Source organism: Rathayibacter agropyri, from assembly GCF_013249015.1.
Lineage (GTDB): Bacteria > Actinomycetota > Actinomycetes > Actinomycetales > Microbacteriaceae > Rathayibacter > Rathayibacter agropyri.
This window is the reverse complement of sequence record NZ_JABRPL010000003.1, coordinates 353944-373618: the sequence shown is the minus strand read 5'-3', so window position 1 is coordinate 373618 and position 19675 is coordinate 353944. Positions and strand designations below refer to the sequence as shown.

Sequence of the window (19675 nt, the reverse complement as noted above, 5' to 3'; positions counted from 1 at the left end):
ACCCCCTCATCGCCCGGAAGGAGTACCCCTGCCTCTCGCTGCGCATTGTCCTCGTCAAGAAGCCGTGCCGCATCCCCGGGAGCGCAGCGAGCAACAGCTCCAATACGGTAAGAGTTGTCCGTCGTACTGGTCATGAAACTAGCCCTCAATACCGAACCGCCCTCCGCGTATACTGTCGGACGCGACGTCGAATCCGTCACCCGCACACTCATTCCCAGCGACTGCCAATACGCGGCGACTTTGCGCGCATCCTCGTCAAATTCCGTCCCTTGTGGCGCCCAGTGCTCATAGGAATAGCTCGCACCCTCCCCCCCACCATCAAGAGAACACACATCTGGCGCTGCGACCCCATTTCGCGGCCACCATCCTTCGATATTGAGCCGCCTTGATGTCTCCACCACCAACTCAACCACCTGGTCGCGTCCCTCCCGCGGGCTCATTGTATTCACAGGTTTTACTCCTTCGCCCGCACACGCGGACATCGTGGTTAATATCACGGAGACCGAGACGGCGACCGGCAAAACAGACCGGCGACTACGGCAAGAAGCTTTCCACACCATCGCTGACCTCCTTCAAGAACTTCTCAAGCTCAGTCCGGTCGAGAGGCTTGTTCGCCGTGAGTAGATCCGTCCTGCCAGACAGAGCCGCCGCCGTGTTGGCCAATGCTTCCGTGTTGATGTCGAAGTAGCCCGCGGAGTCACCATTATCACTCCTCAACGCATCATGGTTCGTGACGACCCGCCCCGCGTCTCCGCCGGTCTCCACACCAAACGCCTGCGCACCAAACTCGGGCTTGACAGGATTCACATGATGATCCCGGCTGTAGTGGCGTCCCATCCACGCCGCCTCATCGCCGCTCTCCTCCTCGTACAGCGCCTTGTTGCGCGCCTGTCCCGCATACATCCCTTCCACGTGGAGATCACTCACGGAATCGACGCTGTCCGGCAACCCCGCCGACCCGAGAGCAACGAACGTCCCAAACTCGACATCAGACCGGGAAGCAGCAACGGCAACGACCGTCGTCCCATACGAATGTCCAACAACATCCGGCTTCGGTATCGAATCCCCCCGAACAGCAGAGAGCCCCTGCACACACGAGGCAAGAGCGGCGCCACCGGCAATAGCATCATCAATGTTCAGGACCGACTGATCACCCGTCTGGGCAGCGTTAGGAGGCGTCTCGTAGCCAATCCACGCCACCACAGCACTCCCGGCCGGCAACAGTGACTGCACATTCTGCGACGCCTTCACCCACGACGTCATGGTCGCCGTCGTCTGCCCCATCCCCGGCACCGCGTAGGTCACACTCGTCGCAGTATCAAGATCACCGATCGAAACGGCCGCCACGGGCATGCGTGTCAACGGCCATCGCGAAAAGTCGCCGCTTGATCAAACTTGGCGGCAAGGATCACTCCGACGGGGCCGAACCCAGTGGCGCGGGCGTAATGCGTGAATCCGGCTTCTCTCTCACCCCCTCATCACCAGGAAGAACCGCACCAGCCTCGCGCTCCGCTTCGTCCTCCACGAGAAGGGCATAGTAATCACCGTGAACACAGGGAGCGACAGCCACTATCTGATACGAGGAGTCAGCCGCACCTGTGTCGAAACTAGCCCTCAGCACCGGACCACCCTCTCCATACACAGTCGGTCGACGGGTCGAATCCGCAAGCCTCACCGTCATCCCCAACGTCTCCCAGTACGCCGCAACCCTCCGCGCATCGCCCTCGAAGTCCGTTCCTTCGGGAGCCCACTGGTCGTAGCTGTAACTCGCACCCTGCGCCCCACCAGCAAGAGAACAACCATCTGGCGCTGCCACCCCGTTCCGCGGCCACCATCCTTCAATGTCTAGTTGCTTCGTTGTCTCGATCACCAACGCCACAACCTTATCGCGTCCTTCGCGGGGGCTCGTCATGTTCACCGAATCTGCTCTTCTCTCCGCACAAGCGGACATCAATCCTGTCATCATCATCACCATCACCAGTGCGCCGACGCGCAGGCCGACTCGACGCCTACTGCAAGAAGGCTTCGGCACCGTCGGCCACATCCTTCAAGAAATTCTCTAGATCAGTCCGGGCGAGGGGTTTGTAATCCGTCACGGCATCCGCCTCACCTCGAAGAGCCCGACCGATATTCCGCAATGATTCCGTACCAAGATCAAAGTAGCCGGCGGAGTCACCGTCATCACTTTTCAAAGCGTCATGGTTCGTGACGATCCGCCCCGCGTCCCCGCCAGTCTCCACACCAAACGCCTGCGCACCAAACTCGGGATCGACAGGATTCACATGATGATCACGGCTAGCCTGACGGCCCATCCAGGCCGCCTCATCGCCACTCTCCTCCTCGAACAACAACTTGTTTCGCGCCTGTCCCGCATACATCCCTTCCACGTGGAGATCACTCACGGAATCGACGCTGTCCGGCAACCCCGCCGACCCGAGAGCAACGAACGTCCCAAACTCGACATCAGACCGGGAAGCAGCAACGGCAACTCCTTCGTCACCGGGGAGAACCACGCCAGCTTCGCGTTCCGCGTTGTCCTCACTAAGCATTAGAGCCGCGTCGCCTGTAGCGCACCGCGCGACCGCATCGACTCGATACGTCTTGTCGGCCGCACCTGTGTCGAAACTAGCCCACAACACCGGACCACCCTCCCCAAAGACAGCCGGCCGGGGAGTTGAATCCACAACTCGAACCGACATACCCAACGACTCCCAATACGCCGCAACGCTCCGAGCATCTCCGAGGAAATCCGTCCCCTGCGGCGCCTCATGAGCGTAACTGTAACTCGCCCCCTCCGCACCACCAGCGAGAGAACAAACGTCCGGTACTGCCGCCCCCGTACGCGGCCACCAGCCTTGAATATCAAGCTGCTTCGTCGTATCGACCACCAACTCGACCACTTTTTCGCGTCCCTCCCGAGGGCTCGTCGTATTCACTTGATTCGCTTCCTCCTCCGTACATGCGGACATCGAGGCTTATGCAAAACGGCATCGCTCGCTCAACGAAGGTGCCCCTGACCTGGGGTTTTGTGACGCGCGGGCGAGTTTTGCATAAGCCTCATCGTTCCTGTCAATACCACCATCACCAGTGCGCCGACGCGCAGGCCACCTCGGCGCTTACGGCAAGATGCCTTCCCCACCGCCGGTCGCCTCCTTCACGGACTTCTGAAACTCGGTCATGCCGAGAGGTTTAATCAAGACTCGATATCGACGGATCGATATTCTCGACCGCCGGAGGAGGCGTCTCATAGACTATCAACCCCACCACAGCGCTTCCGGGCGGCAAACAACGTCTGTACGGATCACTGAGACGGCGGTGAATCAGTTGGCGCGGGCGTGTTGCGCGGATCGGGCTTCTCTCTCACCCCCTCATCACCAGGAAGAACCACACCCGCCTCGCGCTGCGCGTTGTCCTCCATGAGAAGGTCGTGGAAATTACCGGGAACACAAGGAGCGACAGCACCTATCCGATACGAGGCGTCAGCCGCGCCCGTGTCAAAACTGGCCCTCAGCACAGGACCACCCTCTCCATACACACTCGGTCGACGAGTCGAATCCGCAACCCGCACCGTCATCCCCAACGACTCCCAATACGCCGCGACTTTGTGCGCATCGCCCTCGAAATCCGTTCCTTCTGGGGCCCACTGCTCATAGCTGTAACTCGCACCTTTCGCCCCGCCCTGGAGCGAGCATACGTCAGGCCCCGACTCGCCGTTCCGTGGCCACCAGCCACCGATATCCAGCTGCTTCGTCGTCTCGATCACCAACTCGACCACCTGGTCGCGTCCCTCCCGAGGGCTCATCGTCTTCACCGGCTTTGCTCCATTCTCCGCACACGCGGACATCATTCCTGTCATCATCACCATCACCAGCGCGCCGACGCGCAGGACAACTCGACGCCTATCGCAAGAAGCTTTCCGCACCATCGGCCACCTCCCCCAAGAACTTCATAAACGGGGTAGGGCCGAGCGGCTTATAATCCGTCACAGCATCATCCTCGCCTCGAAGAGCCCGCCCAATATTCGCAAGCGACTCCGTCTCGACATCGAAGTAGCCCGCGAGGTCACCGTCATCACTTTTCAACGCGTCATGGTTCGTGACGATCCGCCCCGCGTCCCCGCCAGTCTCCACACCAAACGCCTGCGCACCAAACTCGGGATCGACAGGATTCACATGATGATCACGGCTAGCCTGACGGCCCATCCAGGCCGCCTCATCGCCACTCTCCTCCTCAAACAGCAGCTTGTTGCGCGCCTGTCCCGCATACATCCCTTCCACGTGGAGATCACTCACGGAATCGACGCTGTCCGGCAACCCCGCCGACCCGAGAGCAACGAACGTCCCGAACTCGACATCAGACCGGGAAGCAGCAACGGCAACGACCGTCGTCCCATACGAATGTCCAACAACATCCGGCTTCGGTATCGAGTCCCCCCGAACAGCAGAGAGCCCCTGCACACACGAGGCAAGAGCGGCGCCACCGGCAATAGCATCATCAATGTTCAGGACCGACTGATCACCCGTCTGGGCAGCGTTAGGAGGCGTCTCGTAGCCAATCCACGCCACCACAGCACTCCCGGCCGGCAACAGTGACTGCACATTCTGCGACGCCTTCACCCACGACGTCATGGTCGCCGTCGTCTGCCCCATCCCCGGCACCGCGTAGGTCACACTCGTCGCAGTATCAAGATCACCGATCGAAACGGCCGCCAAGGGCGGATGATCATCGGTCAGTGCGATAAGGAAGCGGTCCACCTGGTGAGGACGGTGGTCCAGCGATTCCGCGATGTCCTCCAGCGCCTTGAGGTCCTCCTGCATGGTCCTGAGTTTCACGTAGTCGCCGTCCGTCGGCTCCTGCGCGAGTTCATCCGTCAGCGCCGTAATCCGCGCCGTCAACACACTCTCGTTCGCCTCCGCCCGCGCCCCATACGGCACCCCCTCAAGATTCCCAATCACCTCGGGCAGCCCACCAATCAACGCCTCCTGCCGCGCAGAGAACCGGGCCCCATCCTCCGCCGGCCCGAGCCGCGTCCACCACGCGTTCACCTCCGTCGCCGGAATCCGCTTCAGTTGCGCGCCCAGTTCCGGCCTCGTCTTGAACAGCACCGCAAGCTCATCCGCAGGAACCGTCGACAGCAGATCCAGCACGCTCTGATCAGTCCTCGGCGGCCCCGCAGTAGCCACCACCTCCAAAGTCGGAGTCGACAACAGCCCCCCGCCCGCCGCAGCGAACGCCAGAGAAACCCGCTCGACCCAGTCCGCATGCGACTCATTGATCGTCAGCAACCGCTCAAACCCGCCCAACGCCGTCGTCGACTCCCACGGCACCCACGCACACGCATCCTGGAACGTCGCAAACGCTGTCAGCAACTCCTCCCGCTCCGCCCGCAACGCCGTATTCGCCTGCCGCGCATCCGACACGAACACATCCAAACGATCAGGATCAGCAGACGTCTGCCCCGGAGTAGCCCCTACCGCCGCCGACGTGCGGGGCGGCTCGTCCGGCGAATACGACGCCGACAACGTCGGCGGAACAATCCGATCCTCCGACGGACGCCGATCAAAAATCTCGTCGGGATCAAAACCCATACCGGCCGTCGGATCCATGCGCCGCCGCTGCTCCCGCTCAGCCTGACGCGCCTCCCACGCAGCCATCTCCTCCAGCCGCTCCCGCTCCTTCCGCGCCGTCAAAATCGCGGTGAGCACCACCTCCGACAGATCGAACAGCACAGCATCCAGCCGCGACCGATTCGTCGTCTGCGTGAGATGAGCGACCCAGAACACCTGCGCATAAGGCCCCTCAAAATCCTGCATCGCCTGCTCAGCAGCAGCGCCGCGCACCAACGCCTGCGAATGCAACACATCCGCCACCGCAACCAGCTTCCGCGCAAACCGTTCCGCCACCTCGTCATCAAACCGAAACGTCTCCATGACCACCTCCCACATGAGCTTCGCTCCAGGACACTAGTCAGACGCCAGCAGACAGAAGCCACACTGGCGCGAGATCACACATGCCTACCCGCCTCAACCCACCGAAGCCAACCGCTCCAGCCGGATTCCTCCGCGGCACGGAGTCAATGGTCCAGAGTTGTGCCGACCGCGACCATCGCGGAGCCGATGCGATCTTCGAGGTCAGCGAGTTCCTCCAGGACGTCGGCCACGACCCAGACCTGGTCCTTCCGCCGCTGTGTCAACGGCACGAGCACTCCCGCGTCGACGAGCTGGCCTATGGCGGCGCCGACGCTCGACGGCGCGCGCCCCGTGAACTCGACGGCGCGAGCGGTCGTGAGGATCGGCTGCTCCAGCAGGCTCGGCAGGAGCAAGGCCGCCGCGCTACCTGCCCGAAGCCGGACCGCGGTCGCCCACTCAACGAGAAACAACTCCAGGGCGGCGGTCCGAGCGGATTCGAGGGCCGCTACCGTGCACGCTCGTGCGAGCTCATCGACGAGTGGAGCGAGCACGACCTCCCGGTACCCGTTCACCATCGCAAAGTAGCGCTCGCGATCCGCGACCAGCGCGGACGCCACAGGCACCACCGTCGTCGTCGTCAGACCTCTGCGGCGGAAGATCGCGTTGATCAGCGCGCGGCCGATCCGGCCGTTACCGTCGGTGAAGGGGTGGATGGACTCGAACTGCGCGTGCGCGATCGCGGCCTGCACGATCGGATCGATGTCGCTCCGATTGCTTCCGTTGCCGCCACCATCGACGTCGCACTGGGGTTCGACCGGATGCCGATCGTCGCGCGGGCATACTCCTCAAGAGTCGCGTCGACCTGCTCGATCCGCGAAGAGGAGATCGCCTCGGCCTGCGTGAGGAGCCGGCCGAGCGCACCCAGACGGCTGCCGTGTTCCGCGTCCAGAGCGATGACAGACCGAGCTGCTGCGTCGAGCGCCGGGCGCGACGCGGGAGACGCCTCCCACGACGTTCCGGCGAGAAGAGGCGGCAGCGAGACAACGACCTCGCTGACGGTCCGGTCGGCTCGGGAGCCAGCGCGCGCGATCTGCCGCCACGGCCGAGTCTCGTGCCCGTGCTTCGCCCACTCGGGCATGCGGTGCCCCTCCTACAACCCGAAGTAACGATCATCACAGTTCGGGTTATGCCGTTAACCCGAATTATGCCACGCCTCAGTTAGGGCTGTCGTGCGAACGCTATGTGACGCCGCATGTCACTCCTGAACGCGGATTCCTGGTGCGCTCGGCACTATCAAGGCATGACCCGGCAGATCCGCTTCAACGCCTTCGACATGAACTGCGTCGCCCACCAGTCCTCGGGCATGTGGCGCCACCCCCAGGACCAGTCCTGGCGGTACAAAGACCTCTCGTACTGGACCGACCTCGCGAAGCTGCTCGAACGCGGCACGTTCGACGGCATCTTCATCGCCGACGTGCTCGGCACCTACGACGTCTACGGCGGCTCCAACGAGGCCGCGATCCGCCACGGCGCGCAGGTTCCGGTGAACGACCCGATCCTCCTCGTATCGGCGATGGCCGCCGCGACCGAACACCTCGGCTTCGGCATCACCGCGGGGACAGCGTACGAGCATCCGTATCCCTTCGCCCGGCGCATGTCGACGCTCGACCACCTCACGAAAGGCCGCGTCGGCTGGAACGTCGTGACCGGCTACCTCCCGAGCGCCGCCCGCAACATGGGTCACGAGGACCAGCTCGAGCACGACGACCGCTACGACGTCGCCGATGAGTACCTCGAAGTGCTCTACAAGCTGTGGGAGGGGTCGTGGGAGGACGACGCGGTGATCCGCGACCGCGACTCCGGCGTCTTCACCGACCCGGCGAAGGTGCACGAGATCGGGCACCGCGGGAAAAACTTCACCGTGCCCGGCATCCACCTCTCGGAGCCGTCGGTGCAGCGCACGCCAGTCATCTACCAGGCGGGCGCCTCACCCCGCGGCATCCGCTTCGCGGCGGGCAACGCGGAGGCGATCTTCGTCGCGTCGTCGACGAAGGCGGGCCTCGCGGCCACCGTCTCGCGCATCCGCGACGCCCTGGAAGAGGCGGGCCGGGACCGCTACTCCGCGAAGATCTACACGCTGCTCACGATCATCACGGCCGAGACCAGCGAAGCGGCGCAGGCGAAGCACCGCGACTACCTCTCCTACGCGAGCGAGGAGGGCGCGCTCGTGTTCATGTCGGGCTGGATGGGCATCGACCTGTCGCAGTACGACCTGGACGAGCCGATCGGCAACGTGAAGAGCAACGCGATCCAGTCGACGGTGGCCAACTTTCAGGAGGCGAATGCGGACGGGTCGGAGTGGAAGGTGCGCGACATCGCCCGACTGGGCGCGATCGGCGGGCTGGGTCCGTTCGTCGTCGGCTCGCCGTCGGAGGTGGCGGACCATCTGCAGGAGTGGGTGGCGGAGACGGACGTGGACGGGTTCAACCTCGCCTACGCGATCACGCCGGGCACGTTCGAGGACGTGGTGGAGTTCATCGTCCCGGAGCTGCGGCGCCGCGGGGCGTACCCCCAGGAGTACGTCGAGGGGAGCCTGCGGAACAAGCTGCACGGTCGTGGGGACCGGCTGCCGGAGGAGCATCTCGGCTCGAGCTTCCGCTAGGCAGCGGCCGCGAAAGCGTGACGTTGGCCTCTTCGCGGGCGGTACCGTTCACAACTCAGGATGGATGGTCAGCGAGCACCGTAGATCCGCGGCTCCGGGACGCCCGAGGGGCTATCCATCCTGAGTTATGAACAGAACGACTGTGCGGAGGTGCTCAGCTCTCGAAGGTGGCGTCGAGCGTGATGTCGACTCCGGTGAGCGCCTTGCTGACGGGGCAGGTCGCCTTGGCCTCCTCGGCGGCCTTGAGGAAGGTGGCCTCGTCGATACCGCTGACCTCGCCGCTGACGACCAGCTTGATGCCGGTGAGCCTGAAACCGCCGGCCGGATCCGGTCCGAGCGAGACGTCGGCGCGGACGTCGAGGGCCTCGACGGTGCCGCCGGCCTGGCCGAGAACTGCCGAGAACTGCATGGCGTAGCAGGCGGAGTGCGCTGCGCCGAGAAGCTCTTCGGGGCTCGTCGATCCGTTCGCGTCGTCAGCGGCACGCTTGGGGAACGAGACGTCGTAGGTGCCGAGCTTCGAGCTCGAGAGCTCGACCTGGCCCTCGCCGGTCTCGAGGGAGCCGTTCCAGGCAGTGCGGGCGGTACGAGTGGGCATGAATCCTCCTAGGCGAGCGGGGAAAAGCAGTAGAACGATCGTTCTCCCCTGATCCTCCGAGCCTAGGGGGAACGCGCGTTCTCCTGCAACCACCGCATCACGCCTCGCGGGATGCCTCTTGGGTACACCTCCGTCGGCGTGTCGCGTAACCCGCGAGGCTGGCGGGTGGGGTGCGGGGGTTAGGGGACGAGCTTGAGGGCGATCACGCAGGTGACGATGCCGAGGACCAGGAGGGTGCGCGCGAGCGAGAAGCCCTCGTCGCCGAAGAACATCCCGTAGAGGACGGTCAGGGACGCGCCGATCCCGACCCACACCGCGTAAGCGGTGCCGGTGGGCAGCTCACGCATCGCGTAGGCGAGTCCCGCCATGCTCGCGACGACGCCGACTCCGAAGACCACCGACGGGCCGAGCCGGGTGAATCCCTCCGACTTGCCGAGGGCGGTGGCCCACACAGCCTCGAGAACACCGGAGAGGATGAGGACGATCCAGGACATGGCGACTCCCACGAGTCAGTCTTGTCGCTGTCCGGGTACTGCTCCCTCGTCCGGTCGCCACCATCGGCTCTCGCAAGCTTGCCTGAGCGCGCTGGGCAGGCGCTGAGCAGTGCTGGCGGCCCGGCTGGCGGCTCGGCTGGCGGCTCGCGAGATGCAGAAGAACGGACGAGATCTTCCGCCGGGGCAGGGGATCTCGTCCGTTCGAGGAGATCTCGCGACATTTCGCGAGAGGCAGGGCGGGGCAGGGCGGGTCAGGCGATGGCGGCGCGGAGGGCGGCGGCGGCTTGTCCGACGTCGGGAGCGCTGTAGATGGCGCTGCCCGCGACGGCGACCTGGGCGCCCGAGCGCCGAACGGCCTCGATCGTGGCGGTGCTGACGCCTCCCGCGACCGAGAACGGGACGCCCGAGGAGGTGCCGTCGGTCAGCAGGGAGTCGAGCGTGTAACCGTCCTCGGCCTGCTCGTCGAGGCCGGCGTGCATCTCGACGAATTCGGCGCCCAGGGCGACGACCTGCTTCGCGCGCTCGGCCTTGTCGGGGACGCCGATGAGGTCGACGACGACGCCCTTGCCGTGCTTCTTCGCGGCGGCGACGGCGCCCGTGATCGTGCTGTCACCGGCGACGCCGAGGACGGTGACCAGGTCCGCTCCGGCTGAGAAAGCCAGGTCGGCCTCAAGTTCGCCGGCGTCCATCGTCTTGAGGTCGGCGAACACGGTCTTGTCGGGGTGCGCCTGCTTAATCGCGGTGATGGCCGAGACTCCGGCACTCTTGATGAGCGGGGTACCCAGCTCGAGGATGTCGACGTGCGGGGCCGCGGCGGCGGCGAGTTCGAGGGCGGCCTCGGTGCTGAGGGTGTCCATGGCGAACTGGAGCTTCATGGGTGCTTCTTTCTCATCGGTGGAGAAGGGGCGCAGGATGCGCTCCCGGAGGGGTTCGGGGGTCACTCGAGGTTTGCGTGGCGCGGCCAGAGCTCGTCGGCGTCGAGGCCGCTCCGCTGCCACAGGGCGTGGAAGAGCGCGTCGCCGGCGACGACGACGACCTGCTCGAACAGGCCCCCCGAGTACTGGGCGGAGGCGCGGCCGGAGCGGTCGAGCTTGTCGGCGGCGGGCACGATGACCACGGCGGAAGCGAGCGCGGCGAGCGGCGAGTCAGCGGCTGTGGTGAGCGCGGCGACCCGGGCTCCGGCGTCGACGGCGTTCTGCGCGGCGCGGACGATGCCGCCGGTCGTACCGGAGCCGCTCGCGGTGAGCAAGACATCGCCCGAGGTGATCGCGGGAGTGGTCGCGTCGCCGACGACGTGGACGCGCAGGCCGAGGTGCATCAGGCGCATCGCGGTCATCTGCAGCGCGAGGCCGGAGCGGCCGGCTCCGTGCACGAAGACGCGGTTGGCGTCGGCGAGGAGCGAGGCCACACTCTCGAGCTGCCCGGCGCCGGCATCGCCCAGGGCAGCGGCGGCAGCGGAGACCTCGGCGGTGATCGCGGTGAGCGCGGCAGCGGGGTCGGTGGTCGGATCGGCGGTGTCGCTCATCCGTTAACCCTGCTCGTTCTCTCGAGGAGGTGCCGCCCCCTGACCGAGGAGGAGCACCTACCCGATCGGGCGGGTCGGCTGCCGACGGGTAGGCTTCCCGGGTAGGTTCGGGGGATGGATCCCTCCGCCCCCGCCTCCCGCTCGGTGCTGCTTGAGCACGCCCGTCTGGTAGCCGAGCAGGCCGACCGGCACGCCGTGACCCTCGAATCCGTGCTCGCCGCGCTCCGCTCGCCCCGACTCGATGACCGAGCCGCGCGCGCCGAGGCGGTCGAGATCGCGACGAACGCCCTGGTCGAGCTGCGGACCACGACCGACGAGCAGCGCAGCGCGATGCTGGAGCCGGTTGTGGGCGCCTTCGCGCGCCTGCGCGGTGACCTGCGCCCGCTCGTGCGCTTCGCCGACCTCGACGTGCAGTTTGTCGAGCCGCCCGCAAACGGGCGCGCGCTGCCGGGTGAGGTGGCGCACGCGGCACGCGCGATCGTCCGGCGTGCGGTGCTCGCGTTCGTGGAGGCGGAGGAGACGCGGCGGGTGCGGATCCAGTGGGACTGCGACGGGTTGAACCTGCTGATCGAGATTCGGGACGACGGGCGCGGGGAGCTGAGCGCGCGCGACGAGGCGCTGCGACCGATTGCGGAGCGGGTGCGGGGGCTGGATGGCGACCTCGACATCGCCTCGACCGCGGGCTGGGGCTCGACCCTGTCGATCCGCCTGCCCCTTGACCCGCCAGCGCAGCCGGACGGGCTTGAGCTCGCCGCACTCAGCGGGCGGGAGCGGGAGGTGCTGCACCTGATTACGCTCGGCGCCTCCAATCACGGGATCGCGGTGGAACTTGGGATCAGCGAGAACACGGCGAAGTTCCACGTCTCGAACCTGCTGCGCAAGGCGGGTGCGCGGACTCGCGCGGAGCTGGCGGCTCTCGCCCGCTGAGGCGCACGCGGAACGGCGCCGTCGCGAGACGCCGCTCCGTTGGCGAGACGTCCCTCCGGCCGCGGCGTCTCGGCCCACGCCGCGGTGCCTCGACGAACGACCCGGGCGAACGGGCCGCGCCGACGTGCGAGGCTTGGTGGTCGTCTCCCTCCCACCCCCCTTCAGCAGGACACCGTGAACCCCTTGGACACCGCGAAACCCCCCGTCTTCCCCTGGATCGGCCTGCTCACGCTCGCCGGCGCCATCTTCGTCTCGGTCACCAGCGAATTCTTGCCGACCGGCCTCATCCCTGATATGTCACGCGACCTCGGCGTCAGCATCTCGCTGACCGGTCAGCTCGTGACGATCTTCGCCGCAACGGTCGTCGTGGCGACGACTCCGCTGACCCTCGTCACGCAACGCTTTTCGCGCAAGAGCCTCGTCCTGGTGGCGCTGTGCACCATCGCGCTGGCGAACGTCCTCGCCGCGCTCGCGCCGACCTTCGAACTGTTGATCGGCGCGCGCATCCTCGGCGGACTCGCACACGGCCTCTTCTGGGCGGTCGTCGCCGCCTACTCCGCGCACCTCGTCGCTCCAGAGCAGCTCGGCCGGGCGACCGCGATCACGGCGGGCGGAGGCTCTGCGGCATTCGTCCTCGGCGTGCCGGTCGGCACCGCACTCGGGCACGCCTTCGGCTGGCGGCCGACCTTCGCGATCCTCGGGGGGATCGTGCTGGTGCTGGCGCTGATCGTCGTGCGGTTCCTCCCCGCCGTCGACCACCACGTCCCGCTGCGGACCGGCGAGATCCGCCTCCCCGCGCGCAAAGATCGCACCCTGCCGCGCGTGATCGGGGTCTGCCTCGTGATCCTCCTCGTGCTGATCGGGCACAACACCCTCTCGACCTACATCACGCCGTGGCTCGAGAATGCTTCGTTCGCTCCCGACTCGGTGCCGTTGGTGCTCTTCGCGTTCGGTGGCGCGGGCGCCGTCGGACTCGTCATCGCCGGCTTCACGACGGACCGCTTCCCCCGGGCCGGTTTCGTGGTCGCCGCGGTCGCGGTGGTGCTGGCGCTGATCGGTCTCGCGGTCGCCGCGGGTAGCGGAGCCACGACGGCCGTAGTCGCGGCCGCCGTGATCTGGAACATCGCGTTCGGCGGCATCCCGGCCATGCTGCAGACCCGGATGCTGCGCACGTCCTCCTTCCAGTTGCGGAGCCTGGCGGCAGCCCTGCAGACGACCGCGTTCAACATCGGTATCGGCGGCGGCGCGATCGTCGGCGGTCTCGCGATCGACGCGAGTGGGCTGGACGTACTGCCGTGGGTCGCGATCGTGATCGTGGCGGTTGGGTTGGTTGTCAGCCTGGTCGTGGACGCCCGGGCGACTGCGGCGGTGCGAGCAGAGGCGATCGTGGGCGGCTGAGGAGGTCATCGCGTTCATAACGAAGGAAGAAGTCTGTGTCGGAGCCGGCCGATCCGCAGAAACGGGCTCCGACTTCGACACTTTTCCTGAGTTATGAACACATCGCAGCGTGGGGATCTCCCCCATACGGCCGATACTGTGACCCGCGGCGCCCCGGCTACGGTCGGAGTATGACTCCGCCGCGCCTGTCCCCCACCCGTCCCCGATGAGCCCGCGCACCGCCGAGCCGCCGCTGTCACTCCCGTACTACGGTGCTCCGCCCGCCGCCGCCGTCCGCCGCTTCTTCGCGAAGTACGCCACGTTCCGCGGGCGCGCCAGTCGCGCCGAGTACTGGTGGATCATCCTCGCGGGCACGATCGTGTCGGTGCTTCTGCGGCTGCTTGACGGCTCCGGGTCCGACCTCGACGTCAGGCTCACCCCGTTCCGGAGCGGCTCGGTGTACGACACGCCGTGGGTCGGAGTGCTCGCCGCGGTGATCGCCCTGGCCACCCTGATCCCGTCGCTCGCGCTGATCTGGCGTCGGCTGCACGACGTGAACTTCAGCGGCCTCTGGATCCTCGCGTCGTTCGTGCCGATCGCCGGCATCATCTTCCTCGTGATCCTGTTCGTGCTGCCGTCGAAGCCCGAGGGGACGCGCTTCGACTCGAAGCGCAACACTCGGTAGTGGTCGTCCGTGGCCGCCAGATGCATCGCCCACGGTGGCCTGCGGACCGACCGGCCCCACCAGCAGGTAGGCGTTCGTGCTCATCGACCTGATTCCCGTTCTCGCGGCAGCACGCCGCCGAGCAGGCCCGGCCCGGTCATGCAGTCGCGAACAACGCGAGGCCGAGACTCAGGAAGGAGCCACCACTACCGCGCGCACGCCGTTCGCGCGCCCCCACGGCTTGTCGAACGCTCCCCGCGTGGAAGCGTGTGAGGATTCCGAGGTCGCGGTGGCCGCGTCGCCGGAACCGTCTGGCAGGACGGTGGCTGCGCCAGCTGGTACGCAGACGACTCGGGACGCAACCCAACTATCTGGCCGTCGACCACGACCCGATTCGAGCGGATGACCTCCGCCTTCTCCCCCTCCGATCACCTGCGCACCACTGTCTCCGCCCGCACGGGACCTCGTCACCGAAGGTTGAAGCAAATGAACGCCGAGATCGACACCCCACTTGGCACCGACATCCTCGCCGAGCAGGCCGCCGCGGCCGATGGTTCAACGACCGGCATGCAACTGGTCCCCCCGCTCGACGGCAGGCTGGAGTTCTCGGACGTGGGCGACTTCCACCACGACTTCGGCGGCTTCATCACACGCACGCCGTGGGCCGTCCTGCGCGCAGGCTCGACGGGCGACATCGTCAAGATGATCGATTTCGCTCGCCGCAACGGCCTGCGGATCGCCGTCAACGGTCAGAGCGACGGGCCGGGTCTGCTCGAATCGCACTCCAACTACGGCCAGGCGCTGACCGAGGGCGGCATCCAGATCGACGCCCGCTCGTTCGCAACGATCGAGACGATCGAGCCGACCCGCGCGGTCGTCGGCGCGGGTGCGACCTGGGCCGAGGTCGTGGTAGCCGCCCTCGAAATCGGAGCCACGGTCCCCACCCTCCCCGACTACCTCAAGCTCTCGGTGGGCGGCACCGTCTCGGTTGGCGGAATCGGAGGCAACGTGCAGCGCGTGGGTCTCTCGGCCGATATCGTCCGGTCGCTCGAAATCGTGACCGGACGCGGAGAGGTAGTGACTGCCTCCCGTCAGTGCCATACCGAACTCTTCGACGCGGCCCGGGCAGGCGGAGGTCAGGTCGGCGTGATCACCAAGGTCGAACTCGATCTGGTGCCCGCCGAGTCGACGGCGACGATCCGCACCTACTACTACACCGATCTGAAGCGCTTCGTCGCCGACCAGGAGACGGTGATGGCGGCTGCACGCTTCGACCACCACTCCGGCTCGATTGTCCGGACGCCTGACAACACGGGGTGGCGCCTCGCGATGGAGCTGGGCTCCTATCATTCGACTCCCGAGGCCGCAGGGGTCGAGGACCTCGAGGCCGGACTGGGCGATATCGCGAGCGACCGCACACGCTTCTCACTGCCCTACCGCGACTGGGCATTCCGCCTCGAGTCGTTCATCGAGGACCTTATCGAGGGCGGCCATTGGCAGCAGCGCAAGCCGTGGCTGAGCTTGCTCATCCCGAGCGACGCGGTCGAGACATTCGTCGGCGAACTCCTCTCCGGGCTCACCCCCGCGGACCTCGGCGCCGGTTTGTGCCTGTTCTCGCCGCTGGACCCGGGGAAGATCACGGCTCCGATGTTCGCGGTGCCCCGCGGCCGCGACGGATTTGCCTTCACCCTCGACCTTCTCACCTTCCCCGATCCGGCCGAGCCGGACGTCGACGCCATGCTCGAGCGCAACCGCCGCCTCTATGACCGTCTCGTCTCGCTGGGCGGCAAGCGCTCCATCATCGGCGCGATCCCGAGGATGACGACCGTCGACTGGCGCCGCCACTTTGGGCCCGAGAGCTACGCGCGGTTCTCGACGCTTAAGCGCCAGCATGACCCGAGCCGCGTCCTCACCCCCGGTCAGGGATTCTTCGAGTGAGCACCGCCTTCTCCGCCGCCTCCCAAGACGGCGGCGCGCGTGTTATCCCAGATGTGACGTCCTCCAGCGCTGGAAGACTCGCACACCAGATGCGTGACCGCGTGCGTGACGAGCAGGGCTGAGAGGATGTCGCAGTCGTCCTGCGCCTGTTCCATCAGACCGGGTAGTCAGCGGAGTCCTTGACGGCGACGACTAATGCCCTACGCGCACCAGTCCCGCGAGACTCCGTTCACGCTGCGCGCCGTGTCGCCCGAGCCGAGGTCGACCAGCACCGTCGAGGTCGCGCTGAATCCCGGCACGTCGGGGTAATCATCCGGCTTGCCCTCGACAGACACCGCCTCGACCGCCAGGTACTGCCCATTCGGCGAGAGGCAGATGCCGCGGATGCGTCCCGTCGGCGAGGTGCGGAAGATGTCGGAGGTTCCCGAGGCGTCGACCCGCACCACGGAGTACTGGGTTGCCCCCGTCTCGGAGGAGTACTCCGCCTCGAGCTCGACGTAACTGCCGGAGTCGAGCAGGAGGACCTGCACCGGTGAGGCGCTGGCGCCAACCTCGGCGGGCGGGAGCGCAAGCGTCTCGACCGACCCGTCGGCCAGGTTGATGAGCGAACCGGACTCGGGATCTGCGACGACCAGCCGGTTTGCGCCCGGCACGAAGCCGCGCAGCTCCGCGTGCTGGCCGAGCGGGCTGATCGAGCCGGGTGTCAGCAGGTCGACCAGCAGCACAGTGTCATCGAGCGAGTGCGTCACGACCGAGGTCGTCCCCGGCACGAAGAGCCAGTCGCGTGCCCGCAGCGGCCCGCCGTCGATCCCCAGCACGGGTACTGCCTCCCCCTTCTGATCCGTCAGGTCGTAGGAGTAGAGCGCGCGGTCGAGCGGACCGGTCGGCGTCTGGCCGCTGAACGTCCAGCCGAGCACGCCCTTCTCCGGGGAGGCGTGCAGCTCGCGCACTGTGCCAGGGCCGGGGAGCGGGATGATCCCCTCCGATCCCGTGTCGAGGGTGAGCGTGCGGACCCGGTTCGTGTCGTCGGGCTCGATCGTCACCACGACCAGTACCGGGCCGACCACGGCGTAGTCCTGGATCCGGTCGGCGGTGAATAGGACCCTGGTGTCGCCTCCCGAGAGGGGGCGGACGCGGATCGTGTCGGGCTGCGACGGGTCGTCGGCGGTGCGGTCGAGGGTGAACAGGTCGGGATTTTTCGTGGTGAAGGACGCGGTGAGGTCGGCGGTGGAGCCCGTCGCGACGCTGCGGGCGTCGTCGATCCCGATCTCGTAGGTGGTGGCGTAGCGGAGGGTCTGGGCGAAAGTCAGCGTCAGCAGGCCGCCGTCGAGTTCGGCGGTGTGCGGGGCATCCGGAGTGACGGTGACGCGCTTTAGCGCGTCGGGCTCAACCGCCTGGTCGAGGTGCAGGCGCACGCGTCCGCCGTCGCGCTCCACGATGCCGTCGGTGCTGACCTCGAGGGAGGCGACCCGGGGGCCTTTCGAGACGGTCGCGGCGGTCAGCCCGCCGACCGCGAGCACCAGAGCGGCGGTGGCGGCCCAGAAGGCGCGGGTGAAGCCGCTCGCGCGTTCATAACCAAGGTTGAGAGCTCGCCGAGAGCCGGTTGCGGCCGTTCTACGGCGCTCAGCCTTAGTTCTGCGCGCTCCCCCGGGAAACCCGCCACCCTCAGTAGACATAGGGCATCGCCGGCTCATCGATCGGAGTGACGACGTCCGGCTCCAGCACGACCGCCTCCACGCTCGTCACACTCGGGTTCGCCTCGAAGCCGCCGGTCGCTTCCACCCACTGCCCCTCGCTGTAGGTGTCCGCCCAGTTGGCCCGGTAAATCGGCACGCCCACCGGCTGCGCGTCCACGGCGCAGCACGTCACGATGAAGCGGGCCACGTAGAACACGTTCTTGGGGTCGGAGGCGTCGGGGGTCACGAATCCACTGACCGTCGCCGTGCGCCCGGCCAGGAACTGCTCGCTCGCGCCCTGCCGCAGCAGCGTCGCCCAGTCGCGCACGGTGAAGGAGGCGGTGTCGCCGGTCGGCGCCGCGACCGTTGCGGAGGCGTCGACCGCGCTGGTATTGACCTCTCGCTGCGTCGCGGTCGACGCGGTGAGCGCCGCGGGCGGCAGCACCAGCAGGGCGACGGCGGCGAAGACGATCACCGCGGCCGGAGCCAGCACCGCCAGCCATCGGCGCCCCGGCCCGGTTGGCGCGTGGTCATGTGCGTGGTCGTCCTCCTCCTCGGCCCCCGGCACGATCGCGAACGCGAGCAGCAGCAGCACCGCCGCGATCACCGAGAGCACCACCGAGAACACGAAATAGCGCGGGTGGATGTAGAGGCCGAGCCTTCCGGTCGCCGCCAGCCACAGGGTCGAGACCACGCCGATCAGACTGAGGACCACGCCCTTCCAGCGGGCGAGGAGCCGTTCAGAGCGCATAGTTCACCGCCAATCCGAGGACGGCCGACGCGAGGGCGACCAGCACACTCACGCGCACCAGCGTCCTGACCGAGAACGTGGTGCGAAGCAGCGCGAGCATCTTGACGTCAATCATCGGACCGAAGACCAGGAACGCAATGATCCCTCCCGGGAGGAAGGTCGAGCCGAAGGAGAGGACGAAGAAAGCGTCCACGTTCGAGCAGATCGAGATGACAAAGGCGAGCACCATCAGCGCCAGCACCGACCAGAGCGGATCGCCGCCAAGCGCTGTAAGCACATCGCGCGAAACGCCGACCTGGATGAGCCCCGCGATCGACGCTCCGACGAACAGGGCCGGCATCATCGCTCCGGTCTCCTCCGCGAAGAGCAGCACACTGCGGCGTGAGCGCTCGCGGACGGAGCGGGACGGCCGCTCTCCCGCCTCACAGGCCGCGCGGAACCGGTCGGTCAGCAGCGCCATCGGCTCCCCGTGGCGGCTGAAGACCCAGCCGACGAGATTGGCGATCGCGAAACCGCCGACGATGCGCCAGACGAGGATCCCGTCGGACCAGCCGAAGGCCTGGTAGGTGGTGACGATGGTGATCGGATTCACGATCGGCGCCGCGAGCAAGAACGTCATCGACTCCGAAACCGAGAGGCCCTTCACGATGAGCCCGCGGGCCAGCGGCACGTTGCCGCACTCGCAGACGGGAAGGAGTACGCCGAGCAGCGAGATCACGAGGCGCCGCGGGAGCGCCCGCTTCGGCAGGATCCGCAGCAGCACAGCCTCGGGTACCCAGAGCTGGACCGCGATCGAGAGCACGATGCCGAGGAAGACGAACGGCAGCGACTCGATGACGACGCTGATCGAGAGGGTGAGGAAGTCGCGGAGGGCGTCCGAGAGGGCGTCACCCGTGCTGTCGGGGGCGAGGAGCCGCGTCGCGACGAGTGCGGCCACGAGCGCGACGCCGAGGGTCACGCGTGTGCCCGTCCGCGCCGTCGCGCGGACCGGATCGGCGAGCGCGGGTCCGGACGTCATCCCGCCCCATCGTAGGCGGGCGGCGCCCGCGCGGCGCTCGCGCGCCCCGCGCGCCCCTTCGGCGCCCGCGCCGCGCGAGAGTCCAAAAGTTGTCGCACTCGGCCGCGAGTGCGACAACTTTTGGACTCTCGGCGCCGCC

The 19675-nt window shown here is 66.9% G+C and carries 18 protein-coding genes and 1 riboswitch; of the genes, 5 read left to right on the top strand and 13 right to left on the bottom strand.

Translation table 11 applies throughout. The annotated features are described in order from the left end of the window. Window positions 1–534: 534 nt before the first annotated feature. From HRF29_RS10555 to HRF29_RS14705, 6 genes are all read right to left on the bottom strand, one after another. A complete protein-coding gene (locus tag HRF29_RS10555; protein ID WP_246226913.1) occupies window positions 535–1353 on the bottom strand; it encodes an alpha/beta hydrolase in 819 nt (272 codons plus the stop codon). 55 nt (window positions 1354–1408) lie between these two features. Further along, window positions 1409–1918, bottom strand: coding sequence for a hypothetical protein (locus tag HRF29_RS10550; RefSeq protein WP_173248531.1), 510 nt, complete (start codon window positions 1916–1918; stop codon window positions 1409–1411). Window positions 1919–2009: 91 nt separating this feature from the next. Next, window positions 2010–2402 carry a hypothetical protein gene (locus tag HRF29_RS10545; RefSeq protein WP_173248529.1) on the bottom strand — a complete coding sequence of 131 codons (393 nt, stop codon included), beginning with the start codon at window positions 2400–2402 and terminating at the stop codon, window positions 2010–2012. An 899-nt stretch (window positions 2403–3301) separates the two neighbouring features. Beyond that, the gene (locus tag HRF29_RS10540; RefSeq protein WP_173248527.1) at window positions 3302–3925 is read right to left on the bottom strand and encodes a hypothetical protein; all 624 of its coding nucleotides are present in this window, start codon (window positions 3923–3925) and stop codon (window positions 3302–3304) included. Further along, window positions 3900–5930 (bottom strand): alpha/beta hydrolase, encoded by a 2031-nt coding sequence (locus HRF29_RS10535; protein WP_173248525.1) that lies wholly within the window; start codon window positions 5928–5930, stop codon window positions 3900–3902. The genes HRF29_RS10540 and HRF29_RS10535 overlap by 26 nt, the downstream gene beginning before the upstream one ends. Window positions 5931–6073: 143 nt before the next feature. After that, window positions 6074–6670, bottom strand: coding sequence for a Fic family protein (locus tag HRF29_RS14705; protein ID WP_343043723.1), 597 nt, complete (start codon window positions 6668–6670; stop codon window positions 6074–6076). Between the two features lie 539 nt (window positions 6671–7209). Here HRF29_RS14705 and HRF29_RS10525 point away from each other — a divergent pair. Then, window positions 7210–8571 carry an LLM class flavin-dependent oxidoreductase gene (locus HRF29_RS10525; RefSeq protein WP_173248523.1) on the top strand — a complete coding sequence of 454 codons (1362 nt, stop codon included), beginning with the start codon at window positions 7210–7212 and terminating at the stop codon, window positions 8569–8571. 154 nt (window positions 8572–8725) lie between these two features. Here HRF29_RS10525 and HRF29_RS10520 read toward each other — a convergent pair whose 3' ends face one another. The 4 genes from HRF29_RS10520 to hxlB all read right to left on the bottom strand — a co-directional run bounded on the left by HRF29_RS10520 (window position 8726) and on the right by hxlB (window position 11185). After that, window positions 8726–9166, bottom strand: coding sequence for an OsmC family peroxiredoxin (locus HRF29_RS10520; RefSeq protein ID WP_173248521.1), 441 nt, complete (start codon window positions 9164–9166; stop codon window positions 8726–8728). 179 nt (window positions 9167–9345) lie between these two features. Further along, entirely contained in the window at window positions 9346–9660 is a 315-nt protein-coding gene (locus HRF29_RS10515) for a DMT family transporter (RefSeq protein WP_173248519.1), read from the bottom strand. 9 nt (window positions 9661–9669) lie between these two features. Further along, window positions 9670–9733: riboswitch (guanidine-III (ykkC-III) riboswitch) on the bottom strand. A 178-nt stretch (window positions 9734–9911) separates the two neighbouring features. Next, entirely contained in the window at window positions 9912–10535 is a 624-nt protein-coding gene (gene hxlA, locus HRF29_RS10510) for a 3-hexulose-6-phosphate synthase (RefSeq protein ID WP_173248517.1), read from the bottom strand. 62 nt (window positions 10536–10597) lie between these two features. After that, a complete protein-coding gene (gene hxlB, locus HRF29_RS10505) occupies window positions 10598–11185 on the bottom strand; it encodes a 6-phospho-3-hexuloisomerase (protein ID WP_173248515.1) in 588 nt (195 codons plus the stop codon). Between the two features lie 114 nt (window positions 11186–11299). On the opposite strand from hxlB, the gene HRF29_RS10500 reads away from it, so the two are divergent. From HRF29_RS10500 to HRF29_RS10485, 4 genes are all read left to right on the top strand, one after another. Beyond that, a complete protein-coding gene (locus tag HRF29_RS10500) occupies window positions 11300–12112 on the top strand; it encodes a LuxR C-terminal-related transcriptional regulator (RefSeq protein ID WP_173248513.1) in 813 nt (270 codons plus the stop codon). 174 nt (window positions 12113–12286) lie between these two features. Beyond that, window positions 12287–13510 (top strand): MFS transporter, encoded by a 1224-nt coding sequence (locus tag HRF29_RS10495; protein WP_173248511.1) that lies wholly within the window; start codon window positions 12287–12289, stop codon window positions 13508–13510. Between the two features lie 205 nt (window positions 13511–13715). Beyond that, the gene (locus HRF29_RS10490) at window positions 13716–14174 is read left to right on the top strand and encodes a DUF805 domain-containing protein (RefSeq protein ID WP_173248509.1); all 459 of its coding nucleotides are present in this window, start codon (window positions 13716–13718) and stop codon (window positions 14172–14174) included. 465 nt (window positions 14175–14639) lie between these two features. Next, window positions 14640–16091 carry an FAD-binding protein gene (locus HRF29_RS10485; RefSeq protein ID WP_173248507.1) on the top strand — a complete coding sequence of 484 codons (1452 nt, stop codon included), beginning with the start codon at window positions 14640–14642 and terminating at the stop codon, window positions 16089–16091. A gap of 200 nt (window positions 16092–16291) precedes the next feature. On the opposite strand, the gene HRF29_RS10480 is transcribed toward HRF29_RS10485, so the two are convergent. From HRF29_RS10480 to HRF29_RS10470, 3 genes are read right to left on the bottom strand one after another with little or no spacing between them, the layout of a single operon-like run. Further along, window positions 16292–17767: a YncE family protein gene (locus HRF29_RS10480; RefSeq protein WP_173248505.1), complete on the bottom strand. Its 1476-nt coding sequence runs from the start codon at window positions 17765–17767 to the stop codon at window positions 16292–16294. Continuing rightward, window positions 17757–18518: a TIGR03943 family putative permease subunit gene (locus HRF29_RS10475; protein ID WP_173248503.1), complete on the bottom strand. Its 762-nt coding sequence runs from the start codon at window positions 18516–18518 to the stop codon at window positions 17757–17759. Before HRF29_RS10475 ends, HRF29_RS10480 begins: the two co-directional genes overlap by 11 nt. After that, window positions 18508–19536, bottom strand: coding sequence for a permease (locus tag HRF29_RS10470; RefSeq protein WP_173248501.1), 1029 nt, complete (start codon window positions 19534–19536; stop codon window positions 18508–18510). The genes HRF29_RS10475 and HRF29_RS10470 overlap by 11 nt, the downstream gene beginning before the upstream one ends. Window positions 19537–19675: the final 139 nt, after the last annotated feature.